General features: G+C 68.4%; 16 protein-coding genes. 9 read left to right on the top strand and 7 right to left on the bottom strand.

Going from position 1 to position 14,697, the window contains the following annotated elements; translation table 11 throughout:
- Positions 1-144: 144 nt before the first annotated feature.
- The gene (locus BAMB_RS26510; RefSeq protein ID WP_011660226.1) at positions 145-585 is read right to left on the bottom strand and encodes an Rrf2 family transcriptional regulator; all 441 of its coding nucleotides are present in this window, start codon (positions 583-585) and stop codon (positions 145-147) included.
- 142 nt (positions 586-727) lie between these two features.
- On the opposite strand from BAMB_RS26510, the gene BAMB_RS26505 reads away from it, so the two are divergent.
- The 5 genes from BAMB_RS26505 to BAMB_RS26485 all read left to right on the top strand — a co-directional run bounded on the left by BAMB_RS26505 (position 728) and on the right by BAMB_RS26485 (position 5,770).
- Positions 728-1,642, top strand: a complete 915-nt coding sequence (locus BAMB_RS26505; protein WP_011660225.1) for an NAD(P)/FAD-dependent oxidoreductase — start codon at positions 728-730, stop codon at positions 1,640-1,642.
- Positions 1,643-1,741: 99 nt separating this feature from the next.
- A complete protein-coding gene (locus BAMB_RS26500) occupies positions 1,742-2,668 on the top strand; it encodes a LysR family transcriptional regulator (RefSeq protein ID WP_175764252.1) in 927 nt (308 codons plus the stop codon).
- Between the two features lie 113 nt (positions 2,669-2,781).
- On the top strand, positions 2,782-3,912 hold the full coding sequence (locus tag BAMB_RS26495) for a DSD1 family PLP-dependent enzyme (RefSeq protein WP_011660223.1): 1,131 nt from the start codon (positions 2,782-2,784) through the stop codon (positions 3,910-3,912).
- A 134-nt stretch (positions 3,913-4,046) separates the two neighbouring features.
- The gene (locus tag BAMB_RS26490) at positions 4,047-5,018 is read left to right on the top strand and encodes an ornithine cyclodeaminase family protein (RefSeq protein ID WP_011660222.1); all 972 of its coding nucleotides are present in this window, start codon (positions 4,047-4,049) and stop codon (positions 5,016-5,018) included.
- Between the two features lie 29 nt (positions 5,019-5,047).
- The gene (locus tag BAMB_RS26485; RefSeq protein ID WP_041491731.1) at positions 5,048-5,770 is read left to right on the top strand and encodes an HAD family hydrolase; all 723 of its coding nucleotides are present in this window, start codon (positions 5,048-5,050) and stop codon (positions 5,768-5,770) included.
- A gap of 48 nt (positions 5,771-5,818) precedes the next feature.
- Here BAMB_RS26485 and BAMB_RS26480 read toward each other — a convergent pair whose 3' ends face one another.
- Both BAMB_RS26480 and BAMB_RS26475 read right to left on the bottom strand, forming a co-directional pair.
- Positions 5,819-6,436, bottom strand: coding sequence for a glutathione S-transferase family protein (locus BAMB_RS26480; RefSeq protein WP_011660220.1), 618 nt, complete (start codon positions 6,434-6,436; stop codon positions 5,819-5,821).
- 74 nt (positions 6,437-6,510) lie between these two features.
- Complete coding sequence (locus tag BAMB_RS26475) at positions 6,511-6,879, bottom strand: YciI family protein (RefSeq protein WP_011660219.1); 369 nt, start codon at positions 6,877-6,879, stop codon at positions 6,511-6,513.
- Positions 6,880-6,961: 82 nt separating this feature from the next.
- On the opposite strand from BAMB_RS26475, the gene BAMB_RS26470 reads away from it, so the two are divergent.
- The gene (locus BAMB_RS26470) at positions 6,962-7,429 is read left to right on the top strand and encodes a MarR family winged helix-turn-helix transcriptional regulator (RefSeq protein WP_011660218.1); all 468 of its coding nucleotides are present in this window, start codon (positions 6,962-6,964) and stop codon (positions 7,427-7,429) included.
- Positions 7,430-7,459: 30 nt separating this feature from the next.
- Here BAMB_RS26470 and BAMB_RS26465 read toward each other — a convergent pair whose 3' ends face one another.
- A complete protein-coding gene (locus BAMB_RS26465; RefSeq protein WP_011660217.1) occupies positions 7,460-8,053 on the bottom strand; it encodes a TetR/AcrR family transcriptional regulator in 594 nt (197 codons plus the stop codon).
- Positions 8,054-8,172: 119 nt separating this feature from the next.
- Between BAMB_RS26465 and BAMB_RS26460 the strand changes: the two genes are divergently transcribed.
- On the top strand, positions 8,173-9,228 hold the full coding sequence (locus tag BAMB_RS26460) for a saccharopine dehydrogenase family protein (protein ID WP_011660216.1): 1,056 nt from the start codon (positions 8,173-8,175) through the stop codon (positions 9,226-9,228).
- A complete protein-coding gene (locus BAMB_RS26455; RefSeq protein ID WP_011660215.1) occupies positions 9,215-9,982 on the top strand; it encodes an isocitrate lyase/PEP mutase family protein in 768 nt (255 codons plus the stop codon). Before BAMB_RS26460 ends, BAMB_RS26455 begins: the two co-directional genes overlap by 14 nt.
- A 153-nt stretch (positions 9,983-10,135) precedes the next feature.
- Here the strand turns inward: BAMB_RS26455 and BAMB_RS26450 are convergent, their stop codons facing one another.
- Complete coding sequence (locus tag BAMB_RS26450) at positions 10,136-11,347, bottom strand: MFS transporter (RefSeq protein ID WP_041491588.1); 1,212 nt, start codon at positions 11,345-11,347, stop codon at positions 10,136-10,138.
- Positions 11,348-11,417: 70 nt separating this feature from the next.
- Between BAMB_RS26450 and BAMB_RS26445 the strand changes: the two genes are divergently transcribed.
- Positions 11,418-12,452, top strand: a complete 1,035-nt coding sequence (locus BAMB_RS26445; protein ID WP_011660213.1) for an AraC family transcriptional regulator — start codon at positions 11,418-11,420, stop codon at positions 12,450-12,452.
- Between the two features lie 71 nt (positions 12,453-12,523).
- Here BAMB_RS26445 and BAMB_RS26440 read toward each other — a convergent pair whose 3' ends face one another.
- Both BAMB_RS26440 and BAMB_RS26435 read right to left on the bottom strand, forming a co-directional pair.
- A complete protein-coding gene (locus BAMB_RS26440; protein ID WP_006749649.1) occupies positions 12,524-12,691 on the bottom strand; it encodes a hypothetical protein in 168 nt (55 codons plus the stop codon).
- A 76-nt stretch (positions 12,692-12,767) separates the two neighbouring features.
- A complete protein-coding gene (locus BAMB_RS26435) occupies positions 12,768-14,672 on the bottom strand; it encodes a DUF3857 domain-containing transglutaminase family protein (RefSeq protein WP_011660212.1) in 1,905 nt (634 codons plus the stop codon).
- Between the last annotated feature and the right edge of the window lie 25 nt (positions 14,673-14,697).

The following is a 14,697-nucleotide window of genomic DNA, read 5'->3' as shown; positions in this document are numbered from 1 at the left end:
GGTGCGGAAAACCCGTATTTTGCCCTGTGGCGGGCGAATCGGGCAGAAGTCGGGGGACAGAACACGGCGGCACCGCGGTTTTGTGCCGCGCCGGATTACGTCGGACTGCCGGCTATCGGCAGCTGGCCGCGATGTTGCAGCGCGTCAGCGCGGCTTGCGGCGGCGCGGCGCCTTCGCTTCGAAATCGCGTGACAGCATGCCCAGCGTGACCTCGCCAAAGCGCGCGAGCAGCACCGCCTCGGCCTCTTTCAGCGTGGCCGACAGATGCGCGTTGACCGCCTGTTCGACCAGGCATTCGGGGGCATCCTCGGACACCAGATCCGAAAACACCGGCGGCTCGCCCACCGCGCGATAGACATCGAGCAGCGTGATGTCGTCGAGCGCGACGGCGAGCGCCCAGCCGCCACCGTGGCCTTTTTCCGACTGCACGTAGCCGCTATCGCGCAAGCCGCCGAGCAAGCGCCGCACGACGACCGGATTCGTGCCCAGCATCGCCGCGATCGCCTCCGACGTCAGCGGGCCGTCGGCCTGGTCCATGTGGATCAGCGCATGCAGCATGCGCGACAAACGACTATCGGTTCTCATCGCCGGACGGCTCCCACTCTCGAAACTCCTGAAGTTGCATGAATGATACCATCGACCTATCATGCAACTTCTCGTGTTTCATGAGTTGACCGCCATCGAAGCACCTTCTTCGCTGGCACGGATTCCGGAAAGGGGTGAACACATGCAGAACCATCACGAAGTGATCGTGATCGGCGGCAGCTTTGCCGGGCTGTCGGCCGCGATGCAACTGGCGCGCGCGCGACGCCGCGTGCTCGTGATCGATGCCGGGCGGCCGCGTAATCGTTTCGCGGAGCATGCGCACGGCTTTTTCGGGCAGGACGGCAAGCCGCCCGCGCGGATCGTCGCCGACGCCGCCGCGCAACTCGCGGCCTATCCGACCGTGCAGCGGATCGCCGGCGAAGCGCGCACCGCCGAACGCGATGCGCGCGGCCGCTTTCACGTGACGCTGGCAGACGGCAGCCGCGCCAGCGCCGACCGGCTGATCCTCGCGACCGGCATCCGCGACGCGTTGCCCGCGCTGCCGGGTCTTGCGGAGCGCTGGGGTGTCAGCGTGCTGCATTGTCCGTATTGCCATGGGTACGAGGTGTCGGATCGGCAACTCGGCGTGCTGGCCACGCATCCGCTGTCCGTGCATCAGGCGATCCTGATTCCGGACTGGGGGCCAACGACGTGGTTCACGCAAGGCCTGGTCGAACCGAATGAAGAGGAAGCCGCGTTGCTGGACGCACGTGGCGTGCGTATCGAGCGGTCGCCGGTCGTCGAGATCCTCGGCGACGCACCGCGTATCGAAGCGTTACGGCTCGCCGACGGGCAGGTCGTGCCGATCGATGCGCTGTTCATCGGCGCGCGTACGGAGATGGCGAGCGATCTCGCGCAACAGCTCGGCTGTGCGTTCGACGAAGGGCCGCTCGGCGTGGCAGTCCGCGTCGAGACGTGGAAGCAGACGAGCGTTCCCGGCGTGTTCGCGGCCGGCGATGCGTCGAGCCTGATGACGAATGCGACGTTCGCGTCGGCATCGGGCGTCGCAGCCGGCGTGGGCGCGCATCGTTCGTTGATTTTCGGGCTGGACGCGTGACGGATATGAAACCGCATGTTGGTTGACGCGGTGTAACGCTACCGTCTTCGCGCGATGTGTTGTTTAATGCTTCGCAATGCCAGCATTAAGAGACATGCAATGCTCGATCTCGAAGACCTTCGACTCGTCCGCGCGATCGGCGCGTCGCGCTCATTGGCATCCGCCGCTCGATTGCTCGACCTCACCCCGCCCGCAGTCACGATCCGCCTGCAGCGGATGGAGGCGCGGCTGGACGTACGCCTGGCCGTGCGACAGCCGAAAGGCATCGCATTGACCGACGAAGGCCAGCGGCTGTATCAGGAAGCCGTCGAGATTCTCGAGCGCGTCGAGGCGCTGCCGGTCAACATCTCGGGCGATCACGGCGACGTGCAGGGCACGCTGCGCGTCGTCGCGCCGTTCGGCTTCGGACGCAAGTACGTCGCGCGGATCGTGCGCGACGTGCAGCGCGCGCATCCGAAGCTCGAGATCTCGCTGCATCTGTCGGAGAGCCCGCTGGGCAGTGCGTCGGGCGCCGACGTGGTCGTGCATGTCGGCACCCTGAAGTCGTCGTCGTGGATCGGCTATCCGCTCGCACCCAACGAGCGCTTCCTGTGCGCGAGCCCCGGTTACGCGCGTCGCATCGGCGAACTGAACCATCCGTCCGACCTCGCGCGCTACGACTGCCTGTGCCTGCGCGAGAACGACGAGGACGTCCCGCGCTGGCACTTCTCGCAACCCGGCGACAACAAGGGTGAAGCCAGGCGATCCGCGGTAATCCGCGTCTCGGGCGCGCTTTCATCGAACGACGGCACCGTCATCACCGACTGGGCACTGGCCGGGCTCGGCATCGTCGAGCGCTCGGAATGGGACGTCGCGCCGCTGCTGGCGAACGGCAAGCTGGTGCGGCTACTCCCCGACTGGCATCTGCCGCCCGCACCAGTAACCGCGCTGCTGCCGTCGCGCACCGGCCGCTCCGCGCGGCAACGGGTTTTTCTCGACGCCGCGAAGCAATTTCTCGATCCGCCGCCATGGCGCGGCAAGGCCTGAGCGGCTTTCCACGATTAAATGCTGCTTAATGATCGATTTGGCACGCGTTAAACACGCGGCTTGGCAATCGCCCTACAGTGTTCGCTGTCGGCAACCCACCGAGGCAACGCATCATGGGCATCCCACCCCTCAATACACCCGCCGCATTGATCGACGTCGATCGCATGCGCAACAACATCGCGCGCATGCAGGCGCATCTCGACGCGCTGGGCGTCAAGTTCCGGCCGCACGTGAAGACCACCAAGTGCCAGCAGGTCGTCGACGCGCAGATCGCGGCCGGCGCGCAGGGCATCACAGTGTCGACGCTGAAGGAAGCCGAACAGTTCTTCGCGGCCGGCGTGCGCGACATCGTCTACGCGGTCGGGATGATTCCGGCCAAGCTGGGCCAGGCGCTGGCGCTGCGCCGCCAGGGCTGCGACCTGAAGATCGTCGCCGACAGCCTGGAGACCGCGAACGCGATCGCCGAATTCGGGCGCGAGCACGGCGAGCGCTTCGACGTGTGGATCGAGGTCGACGTCGACGGCCACCGCTCGGGGATTCGGCCCGACGATGCCCTGCTGATCGACGTCGGCCGCGCGCTGGTAGATGGCGGCATGGCGCTCGGCGGCGTGCTCGCTCACGCCGGCTCCAGTTACGAATACGACACGCGCGGCGCACTGGTCGCGATCGCCGAACAGGAGCGCAGCCGCACCGTGCGCGCCGCCGAGCGCCTCCGGGCGGCCGGCCTGCCCTGCCCGGTGGTGAGCATCGGTTCGACGCCGACCGCGCTGTCCGCCGCGAACCTCGACGGGGTGACGGAAGTCCGCGCAGGCGTCTACGTGCTGTTCGACCTCGTGATGCACAACATCGGCGTGTGCGCGCAGGCCGACATCGCGCTGTCGGTGCTGACCACCGTCATCGGACACCAGGAAGAAAAAGGCTGGGCCATCGTCGACGCGGGCTGGATGGCGATGAGCCGCGATCGCGGCACCCAGCGGCAGGCGCGGGATTTCGGCTACGGGCAGGTGTGTACCGAAGACGGCGACGTGCTCGGCGAGTATGTGATGAGTTCGGCCAATCAGGAGCACGGCATCGTGTCGCGCATCGATACGCCCGACACGCGCATCGCGCAGCGGTTTCCGATCGGTACCCGTTTGCGGATCCTCCCGAACCACGCGTGCGCGACCGCTGCGCAACATCCGGAATACCACGCGCTGAGCGGCGACGGCGCGGTACAGACCTGGCCGCGCTTCTACGGGTGGTGAGTGCTGCGAGCATGGCGGTCGGTGCGGCGATCCAATGCCCCGCCGACACCTCATCCCTACCGAATTGACAGTTTGTCTATATTTGTACAAACTATAAACATAGCGATTCGCATTGCCCCATAGGCTCGCCCACCATGCCGACAGACGCTCAACTCCTTCTTCTCGACCGCGACGTGGTCGAACCGGCCCTTCAAGCCGAACAAGTGACGGCGGCGGTCCGCGAGGCCTTCGTGCTGCATAGCCGACGCGCCGGACGCGTGTTCCCGGTCGTCCGCGAGAAGCTGCATACCGGCGGGGTATTCGGAATCAAGTCGGGCGACGTCGCGAGCCAGGATCTGCTCGGTTTCAAGGCGGCCGGGTTCTGGCCCGGCAATCGGGGCCGCGGTGGCGAACCGCATCAGGCGACGATCGCGCTGTTCGATCCGGCCACCGGCCGCCCGCTCTGCATCATGGACGGCAACGCGATCACCACGGCCCGGACCGGTGCGGCAGGCGGCCTCGGGCTGCAGGCGCTCGCCCGCCGCGACAGCACGCGCATCTGCGTGTTCGGCACCGGCGTGCAGGCGCGCGTCCAGCTCGACTATGCGATCAGGCTGCTGCCGCAACGGTGCTCGGTGCAGTACGTGACAGTCAGCGGCGAAGTCGATCCGGAGTTCGAATCGGCATTTCGCGAACGCTGCGACATCCGCGTCGCACGAGACCGCAACGATGCGGTGGCCGACAGCGACGTGGTCATCACGGCGACACCGGGCGGCGGCCCGCTGTTCGATGCGGATGCGGTTCAGCCAGGCACGCATCTGACGTGCGTGGGCGCGGATACCGCCGGCAAGCGCGAACTTCCCGAACGCGTATTGGAGCGTGCGCGGATTTTCGTGGACGATCACGAGCAGGCGCGCAGCATCGGCGAGTGTCAGTGGGCGCCGGATTTGCCGCGCACTGAAATCGGCGACGTGCTCTCCGGGGCTGTGTCGGTCGATCGCGCGGCGAGCGAGATCACCGTGTTCGACATGACGGGGCTCGCGCTGCAGGACCTGACCGTTGCGCGTTTCCTGTATCGGCACGCGGTCGAGCGCGGCGCGGGACGCGCCATCCCGTGGCCGTGGTGAACGGCGACTGCGTGGTATCTTCCGTCGCCATGCACCTGACCAACGTTTCCGCCATCTCGTTCGATCTCGACGACACGCTGTGGCCGTTCGGACCGTCCGTCGAACGGGCCGAAGCGTCGCTGCATGCGTGGCTGCTCGCGCACGCGCCCGAAACCGCGCGCGTGCTGCCCACGTCGCAGGCGCTGAACCAGTTGCGCGACGAATACGAACGCTTGCGGCCGGATCTGGTCGGCGACTATCGTGCGTTGCGCATCGGCTCGATCCGGCTTGCGCTGGAACGCGCGAACGAAGACGTCACGCTGACCGACCGCGCATACGACGTGTTTTATGCCGCGCGGAACCAGGTCGAGTTCTTCGACGATGCATTGCCGGCGCTCGCGTGGCTGAGCGCGCGCTTTCCGCTGGTCGCGGTGACGAACGGCAATGCGGACCTTCGGCTGACCGGCGGCGGCGAGTTCTTCCGCGAAACGCTCAGCGCGCGTGCGTTCGGCTTCGCGAAACCCGAGCCGGAGATCTTTCATGCGGCCGCCGCGACGCTTGGCGTGCCTGCGGGGGAACTGCTTCATGTCGGGGATGATTACCACCTCGATGTCGTCGGCGCGTTGAATGCGGGGCTTCAGGCGGCGTGGGTGGTGCGCGACGAAGGGGCGGAAACAGCGCACGCCGCGCATGGTGCCCCGCCCCCTCATCTGACCATTCGCGACTTGTCGATGCTGTGTCACGCACTCGGCGCCCCCGTCGGGCTGGCCTGACCGCAGGCCCGCGAATCACGCGCCCGTCGACATCACCGAGCGCCGTCTTCACGCCGCCTTCCGCGCCTCCGCAATCCGCTGCGGCGCCTTCGGCCGCGCATACAACCGGTCCAGATACGCGCGCAGTTGCGGGAACGGTTCGATCAGGTTGCATTCGCTCGCCCAGTCGATCAGATACGCCGTCACGCAATCGGCCACCGTCAGCGTATCGCCGACGATGAATTCACGCCCTTCGAGATGCTTGTCGAGGATCACGGCCATCGCGTTGAAATCCTCGCGCGCCAGTTCGATGTCGGCCGGCGAGCGCTTCTCGGGCGGATAGATGAACGTATGCCGCGCGATGCGCCACAGCGGCTGCTCGAGTTCCGTCACCGCGAACATGATCCACCGATAGGCCTCGGCACGCCGCGCGAGATCGACCGGCAGCAACGCCTTCTCAGGATACTTGTCCGCGAGATACAGCACGATCGCGGCCGACTCGGGAATCACGAGGTCGCCGTCCACCAGCACGGGCACCTTCCCGGCCGGATTGAGGTGCAGGAATTCGGGCCGCTTGTGCTCGCCCGCGAGCAGGTTGACCGACACGAATTCGAAATCCGCGTCCAGTTCCTTCAGCCCCCACAGCGCGCGTTGCGTGCGGGTGCCGGCAAATCCGTAAAGCTTCATTGCAGTGTCTCCATCCAGATTGTCGGGAATTGGTCTCCATGCAGGCTGCGGCGCATGGTTCATCAATTCATCGTTTACATACCGGGCACCGCGAGCACCGGCATCACCTCGATCGTGTCGCCGGGGAACAGCGTGAAATGCGGATGGCCTTCGAACAGCGCGGCAGCAGCATCGTGCGATGCGGCGCGCACGACGGTAAAGCCGCTCAGCGCATTGGCGGTGTCGGTGATGCCGCCCTTGCCGATGGACTTGGTCTTGCCGAGCGGCCCGCCGAGCTCGACGATCGCGTCGCGATGCCGGTCGACCCACGCATGCCACGCGGCGATCCCTTCCTTCTCCCGCGTGCGCCGCTCCTCCTCCGGTAGCGCCATCCACGCCTTCATGGCCGGGCTCTCCTTGCTGCCGAGGAAAACCGCGAGATACAACTGCTGTTGAGCACTCATGCTTCCTCCGTCCGATCGCGGGAACGGCGGGCTGCCGCTCCTCGCCCTTGACAAGATAGGTTGATATCAACACAATTGCAACATGGCACGCAATGAAAAGCTTCCTTTCGAAACGACGCTGATGGTGCGCGATTGCTGCCTGTGCCTGCACATGCAGCGCGCGGCGCGCAATCTCGCGCGCATCTTCGACGATGTGCTGCGTCCGCTGGATCTCACCAACGGCCAGTTTTCGCTATTGATGTCGCTGAACCGGCCGAAACCGGCCGCGATGAAATCGGTCGCGTCGCTGCTCGCGATGGATCGCACCACGCTGACCGCCGCGTTGAAACCGCTCGAGCGGCGCGGGCTGGTCACGATCGTGCAGGATCCGGACGACAAGCGCAGTCGTCTGCTCGAACTCACGCCGGCCGGCCATCGGCTGCTGGCCGACGCGTTCCCGCTGTGGCAGCAGACGCACGCCGAGATCGAACAGCCGTTCGCGGCGGGAGAAGTCGATGTGTTGCGCGATCAGTTGCGCACGCTGTCGGAGGATCCGGCTACGCGTGGGTGAAGCCGCGCGCGGCACGGCACGGCCCGTGCTTCACTTCGTGCCCTTCGTCGGCATCAGCAGTTGCGCGAATTCCTGCAGGAAGCGCACGGGGCCGTGCGCGTGCAGTGCGTGCCCGCTGCTGAGCGCACCGTCGATGACGGTCGCGAGCCGCAGCGCGTAAGTCTGCGGTTCGTCGATCCCGATCGCGCTCGCCAGTTCCGTCAGCCGGCGCCGCAATTCCTGCTTGTGCGCGACGGCGACCTTGCGGGCCGGATGATTGCCGTCCGCATACTCCGCGGCGATGTTGATCTGCGGACAGCCGCGATAACCGGGCCGCTCGATGCGCTCGCCGATCCACTGCAATTGCGCATCCAGTTCCTCGCGCGGCGTGCGCCGGTAGCGCGCGGCCACCGCGTCCCAGTGCGCCCAGAAATCCGCATCCTCGCGCAGCAGAAACGCCTCGATCAGGTCGTCCTTCGTCGCGAAATGCCGATACAGGCTCGTCTTCGCGACGCCCGCCTGCGCGACGATCAGATCCACGCCCACCGCACGCGTCCCTTCCCGATAGAACAGCGCGCTGGCGGTTTGCAGAATGCGCTCGCGCGTATCGGGCGCGCTCCCCTTCGTCTGTGTTTCCTGTTTCATCGAAGCCCGGCCGCCGACGGCCGCCTGTCCCGCAAAAGTGCATCCGATGATAGCACCGCGGGGTTGACGACGCTACAGGTCTGTACTATAAAACAAACCGGTCTGTATCGGAGTGGATCATGAATAGCCGAATGACGGTTGCAGTGTATGGCGCCACGGGTCACACCGGGCGGTTTGTCGTCGCCGAACTGGAACGGCGCGGCCTCGGCGCAATGCGCATCGGGCGCGATGCCGCGCGGCTCGCGCAAGGCGGCAACGACGCGGCGCCGTGGCGCGTCGCGTCGGCAGACGAGCCGGCCGCGCTCGACGCCGCCTTGCGCGGCGCGCACGCGGTGATCAACTGCGCGGGCCCCTACCTCGATACCGCGCTGCCGCTCGCCGACGCGGCGTTGCGCGCCGGTATCCCGTATCTCGATCTGACGGCCGAGCAGCCGTCCGTTCAGACGCTGACCGAGCAGCGCGACGCCCGTGCCCGCGCCGTCGGCGTGACGCTGGTGCCGGCCGCCGCGTTCTACGGCGGCCTCGCCGACCTGCTCGTGACGGCCGTGGTCGACCCGCAGCGGCCGATCGAGCGCGTCGACGTCGCGACGGGCCTCGACAGCTGGCATCCGACGCGCGGCACGCGCGTGACCGGCGAGCGCAATCACGCGACCCGGCTGATGCAGAAGGACGGCAAGCCGACCGCGGTGCCGACGACGGCACGCGAGCGCCGCTGGCCGTTTCCATCGCCGCTCGGCGACGTCGACGTGACGCTGCTGCCGTTCTCGGAAGTGATGACGCTCGCGCGTCATCTGCGCATCGATACGATCGAGTCCTGGCTCGCGACGCTCGCGCTGCGCGATATCCGCGATGCCGGCACGCCGCCGCCTGAACCGGTCGACGCGCTCGGCCGCTCGGCGCAGCAATTCGTGATGGACGCCATCGTCGTCCAGAACGGCATCACGCATCGCGCGAGCGCGTCGGGACGCGACATCTATGCGGTGAGCGCCCCGATCATCGTCGAGGCGACAGTTCGCCTGCTGAGCGGCCGTACACTGACGTCGGGCGGCGTACGCAGCCTGGGCGAACTGTTCGACGCGCGCGATTTTCTCGCGGCGCTCGACACCATCGACGTATCGTTCGATACGATCACCGATCGGCATTTCAACCGGAGGGACGAGCATGAGTCGCAATAACAAGGAAAAAGCCGCGTATTTCCGTTCGCTTCATCGCGCGGGCGAGCCGCTCGCGCTGTTCAACGTGTGGGACGCCGGCAGCGCGCGCACGGTGGCCGACGCGGGTGGGCTCGCGCTGGCGACGGGCAGCTGGTCGGTCGCGGTCGCCAACGGGTTCGCCGACGGCGAGCAGATGCCGAAAGCGCACGTGATGGAAGTGCTCGCGCGGATCGCGCAAGCGACCGACCTGCCCGTCACCGTCGATCTGGAAAGCGGGTACGGCGAGCGGCTGGAGGACGTGGCCGACACGATCGCACGCAGCATCGAGGCCGGCGCGATCGGCTGCAATCTGGAGGACAGCTTTCCGGCGACGGGCGAACTGCGCACCGTCGACGACGCGGCCGCGCGTCTTGCGGCGGCCCGGCAGGCGGCCGATCGCGCGGACATCGGCTACTTCCTCAACGCGCGCACCGACGTGTTCTTCACGGCCGCGGCCGACACGCACGACGAACGGCTTCTGGACGACGTGCTGACCCGCGCACGCGCGTACGCGGCGGCGGGCGCCGACGGCCTGTTCGTGCCGGGCCTGCGCTCGCCGGCGCTGATTCGCGCGCTGACCGCCGCGTCGCCGCTGCCCGTGAACATCATGCGCGTGGCCGAAACGCCGACGCTCGCCGAACTCGCGGAATACGGCGTCGCGCGCATCAGTCACGGGCCCTACCCTTACCTGCAGGCGATGAAGGCGCTTGCGGCAGTGGTGAAGCAAGGCGGCTAGCCGGTGCATGGGGCGAACAGCGGACTGCGGACGATTACATCCGACGCAATCGCCGTCCCCACGCTTCAGGTGCCGCGCCGCCATTCCCGCGGCGCGCATTGCAACTAGCAGCGGGCCGGCGCGCGATCGCGCGCGGCGGCCCGCTGCGATCCGTCACTCGGCCAGCGCCCGTGCGACGCCAACCCGCTTCGGCACGCCGGTCACGATTGTCGCGACCGCGACGGCCAGCACCGCGGCCGCGCTCAGGAACACACCGCCCGCGCCGTTCGCGTCGAACACGACGCCGCCGGCCGCCGCGCCCGTCGCGATCGCGAGCTGGATCGCCGCGACGATCAGCCCGCCCGCGCTCTCGGCTTCATCGGGCACGGTGCGCGTGACCCACGTCGACCAGGCAACCGGCACGCCGCCGAACGCCATCCCCCACAACGCGACGAGCACCGCGTCGATCATCGGCGCGCGGCCGAGCGCGACGAGCGCGATGCCGAGCACGACCATCAGCGCCGGCATCCCGATCAGCATCGGCCGCAGCCGGTGTTCGAGCACGCGGCCCGCGAGCGACGTGCCGACGAAGTTCGCGATCCCGTAGCCGAGCAGGATCGCCGACAGCCCGTTCACGCCGACGCCGGCGACCTGTTCGAGGAACGGCCGCAGATACGTGAAGAACGCGAAATGGCCGGTGAACACGAGGATCGTCGCGAACATCCCGAGGCCGACGGTCGGCCGGCGCAGCACGTCGACGAGCGTGCGCAGCCGCGTCGTGCCGCTCGGCGGCATCGACGGCAGCGTCATCACCTGCGACACGAACGCGACGCCGCCGAGCCCGGCCGCGATCAGGAACACGTTGCGCCAGCCGATCAGGTGCCCGAAGTAGCTGCCCATCGGCGCCGACGCGATCGTCGCGACCGCCACGCCGCTGAAGATGATCGACAGCGCGCGCGGCACCATCGCGGTCGGCACGAGCCGCATCGCGGTGGCCGTCGCCATCGTCCAGAAGCCGCCGAGCGCGACGCCGAGCACGACGCGGCCGATCAGCAACGTCGTCAGGTCGGGCGCGAACGCGACCGCGAGATTCGAGGCGACGAGCAGCACGGAGAACGCGAGCAGCACACGCCGGCGGTCGATCGTGCGCGTCAGCGCGGAGATCAGCAGGCTCGTGACGAGCGCGACGGTCGCGGTGGCCGTGACGGCCTGGCCGGCCACGCCTTCGGTCACGCCGAGGCTGTCGGCCATCGGCGTGAGCAGACTCGCGGGCAGGAATTCGGCGGTGACGAGGCCGAACACGCCGAGCGTCATCGCGAAGACGGCACCCCAGGCCGGGGCGCGGGGAGCCGCCGAGGCGGCGGCAGAGGAGATTCCGGGATTCATGCGTCGTTCCGAGTGGGATAGGGAAAATACTGATGACGGCCTATCGTAGGGAACCACGGCAGGACGGTCTATGACATACAATCCGTTCTTATTGATCGATCGTCCGAATCTCAAAATGGCCGAGCCCCTGCTTCCCGACGTGCCCGACGTGCACGACCTCGTCAGCGAGTTGCTGCTGGGCATGCGCCTGAGCGGCGTGCAGTACCGCCGGATCCAGGTGCCGCGGCCGTTCGGGCTGAGCTTCGGCCATGCGCCGGGCCGCGCGCAGTTCCATTTCGTCGGGCGCGGGCCCGTGCTGCTGCGCGATGCGGGCGGCACGACGGTGCGGCTCGAGGCCGGCGACGCGATCCTGCTGCCGCACGGCGGCACGCATGCGCTGGTGTCCGATCCGGATGCGCCGTGCCGCGAGATCGGCGGGTTCGAAGTCGCGAAGATCTGCGACACGGTCGCGTCGGTGGCAGCGACGTCGTGCGCCGCGGCGGAGCCGGCCGCCGGCGACGCGCTGATCTTCAGCGCGTGCATGGAGCTCGATCTCGGCGGCATGCAGCCGCTCGTCGGGACGATGCCGGAGTTCATGCACGTCGGCACGCTGCTCGCGCGCTATCCGGAAATCCGCCCGATGCTCGACGCGATGGAGCGCGAATCGTGCGCCGAACGCGCGGGCTTCGCGGGCATCCTCGCGCGGCTCGCGGACGTGGTCGCCGCGTTCATCGTGCGCGGCTGGGTCGAGTGCGGATGCGGCGATGCGACGGGCTGGGTGCAGGCGCTGCGCGAGCCGAAGCTCGGCCGCGCGATCGTCGCGCTGCATCGCGATCCGGGGCGCAACTGGAGCGTGTCGGAACTGGCCGCCGAAGCGGGCGTATCGCGCTCGGTGTTCGCGGAGCGCTTTCTCGCGGCCACCGGGATGACGCCCGTGCGCTACCTGACCGAGCTGCGGATGCGGCTCGCCGCGCAATGGATCGCACGCGACCGCGAGACGATCGAGGCCGTGGCGTACCGGCTCGGCTACGGGTCGCTCGCCGCGTTCAGCCGCGCGTTCAAGCGCGTGGTCGGGCGGCCGCCGGGCGCGGTGCGCGCGGAAGGCGACACGCACGCCGACGTGTAACGCGTCACGCACAACGCGGGCCCGGGCGAACGCCTGTCGAGTCGCCCCGGCTTCACCTGCGACGACTCCGCTCAGCCGCTGCGTGCTTCCAGCCGATCGACCAGCGCTGTCGCGCAGCGCACGGCCAGCGCCGCGCACTGTTGCGCATCCACCGGCGCGCCGCTCATCATCGCGCCCTGCACGATCCGGCCCAGCAATTCCTTCGACAGGTCGGCGATCTCGTCTTCCCGCTTCGTCATGTCCGTCTCCCGCGCGTCGGCCGAGTTCGGCCGCGCGTCCGATCGTGCCGAGCGCCGCATGCGCCGCGCCCGGCGTTCAACGTTGCCTTGCCCGCACGACGATCTGCGCCTGCGTGTCGCGCTCGATACGTTCAAGCGATGCGCGCAGCGCCGTGAACTCTTCAGGCGTGCAGACCTGCCGGCCGAACGTCGCCGTCAGCCGGCGCGTGACTTGAATGACGTGCGCGGCCGCATCGAATACGTAATGCGACGTGAAGTCGACGAAGCGGTCGTGCACGGCCGTATCGGTCGGCAGGTCGGTCACCGCGACGCCGGCCGGCAGCGCGATTTCGCCGGTCTCGTCGAACGTGCCGCCGAGACATACCCACGGCTGCGTGCGCACCGGTTCGGCCAGCCACCCCTCGACCTGCGTCGCGATACCGCCCGTGATGCTCGACAGCGCGGGCACGGCGGTCGTGCCGTCCGGCCACACGACGTGATCGAGCGTGCCGTCGTACGTCACGTCGAACGGCCCGTCCGTCGCGCGGCGATCGCCGGTCGAGATCCGTGCGCGGCCCCGCAAGCCGCTTTGCCTCAGCCGTTCGTTTGCGAGCTGCCGCACGCGCTCGGGCGGCGCGCGGCGAAACAGCGTGCGTTCGAGCTCCGCGGTCCAGCCGTCGTCCACGACGAGCGCGTGAAACCGCGCGGCGCCCGGTTGCGCCGCATCGATCTCGACGCGCGCGGTGCGGCGCTTCGGCTGCGTGGCCGGCGTACGCGACAGCACGCCGGTGTCGACGAGCAGCGCCGGCCGGTCCATCACGATCGGCGGCAGGTAGCCGAACGCGATGCCGCTCGTCGTGGTGTCCGCGTAGAGGCCGAGACCGGGCAGCCACGTGATTGCGTGGTTGATCGCGCCCGCGCCGTAGCCGGGCACGGAGGGCAGCGCGTACACGGAGCCGAGGTTGATCAGCACCGGTTCGCTGCGGATGCCGACCGCCGCGAGCAACGCGCCGAACAGCGCGACGTGGTCCTTGCAGTCGCCGTAGCGGTTGCGCAGGATATCCGTCACGCGATGCGGCGCGGCGGCCGTCTCGCCGAGAAAAATCGCGACGTAACGCACGTTCGCCTGCACCCAGTCGTACAGGCGACGCGCCTTGTCGTGCGGATCGGCGACGTCGGCGGTGAGCGCGCGCGCCAGCTGCACGACGGCCGGATCGTTCAAGCCCGGATCGACGGCAGCGTTGCGGTAGCGCGCGGCGAACGCCGCATAGTCGGGCAGCGTGGACACCACGAGCCGGTCGCCGTAGGTCGGATAGCCGACCGAGCCGCTCTCGATCCGGTCGTACGGGCCGTGCCGGTATGCGAACTCGTAGCGCGTGCGGCCGTTCGCCGTGACGGGCGGCAGCGCGACGTAGCCGCGCGCGTCCGCACGCAGCGGCATGTCCGCCGGCACGTCGAAGATCAGCCGCTGGTTCTCCACCGGCTCGCGCGACGGTTCGACGTAGTAGCCGAAGTAACCGGCGTTGACGGGCTTCGTGCGCGCCTTGCGGAACGCGATGCGCGTGCTCGAACCGGCTTCGACGCCCGGAAACACGACGGTGCGCAGCAGGCCGTCCTGGAACGTCGGCGCGCCGGCCGAACGCGGCTCCTGGACATCGCGGATGCCGTCGGGCCCGACCGGATGCGCGACGCCGCCGCGATCGATCGTTTCCGCCGCGACCAGGTCGACCTTCTCCAGGTTCTTGTCGAACCAGACGTAGCGCTGCGCGATCGCGTCGATCCCGTTCGCATCGTTCGCGCGCAGCGTCGAATCGTCTTCCTCGTCGAGCGAGCCGTCGTGCTGGATCACGAATAGGTGCACATCGCTGACGAGCGTGACGGGCGCTTCGTCGCCCGAATCGGCCAACGCGGGACGCACGAGCGCGGCAACGGCGACGGCCACCGCGAGCGCGGCGGCGCGGCCCGGCAGGCGGCCGGTCGATCGGAACGGAAAACGCACCACGTCGAAGCTCTCCGTGCGTTCGTGT

Source organism: Burkholderia ambifaria AMMD, from assembly GCF_000203915.1.
Lineage (GTDB): Bacteria > Pseudomonadota > Gammaproteobacteria > Burkholderiales > Burkholderiaceae > Burkholderia > Burkholderia ambifaria.
Note: the sequence above shows the minus strand (reverse complement) of the source record. Positions and strands in the feature narration are given on the sequence as shown.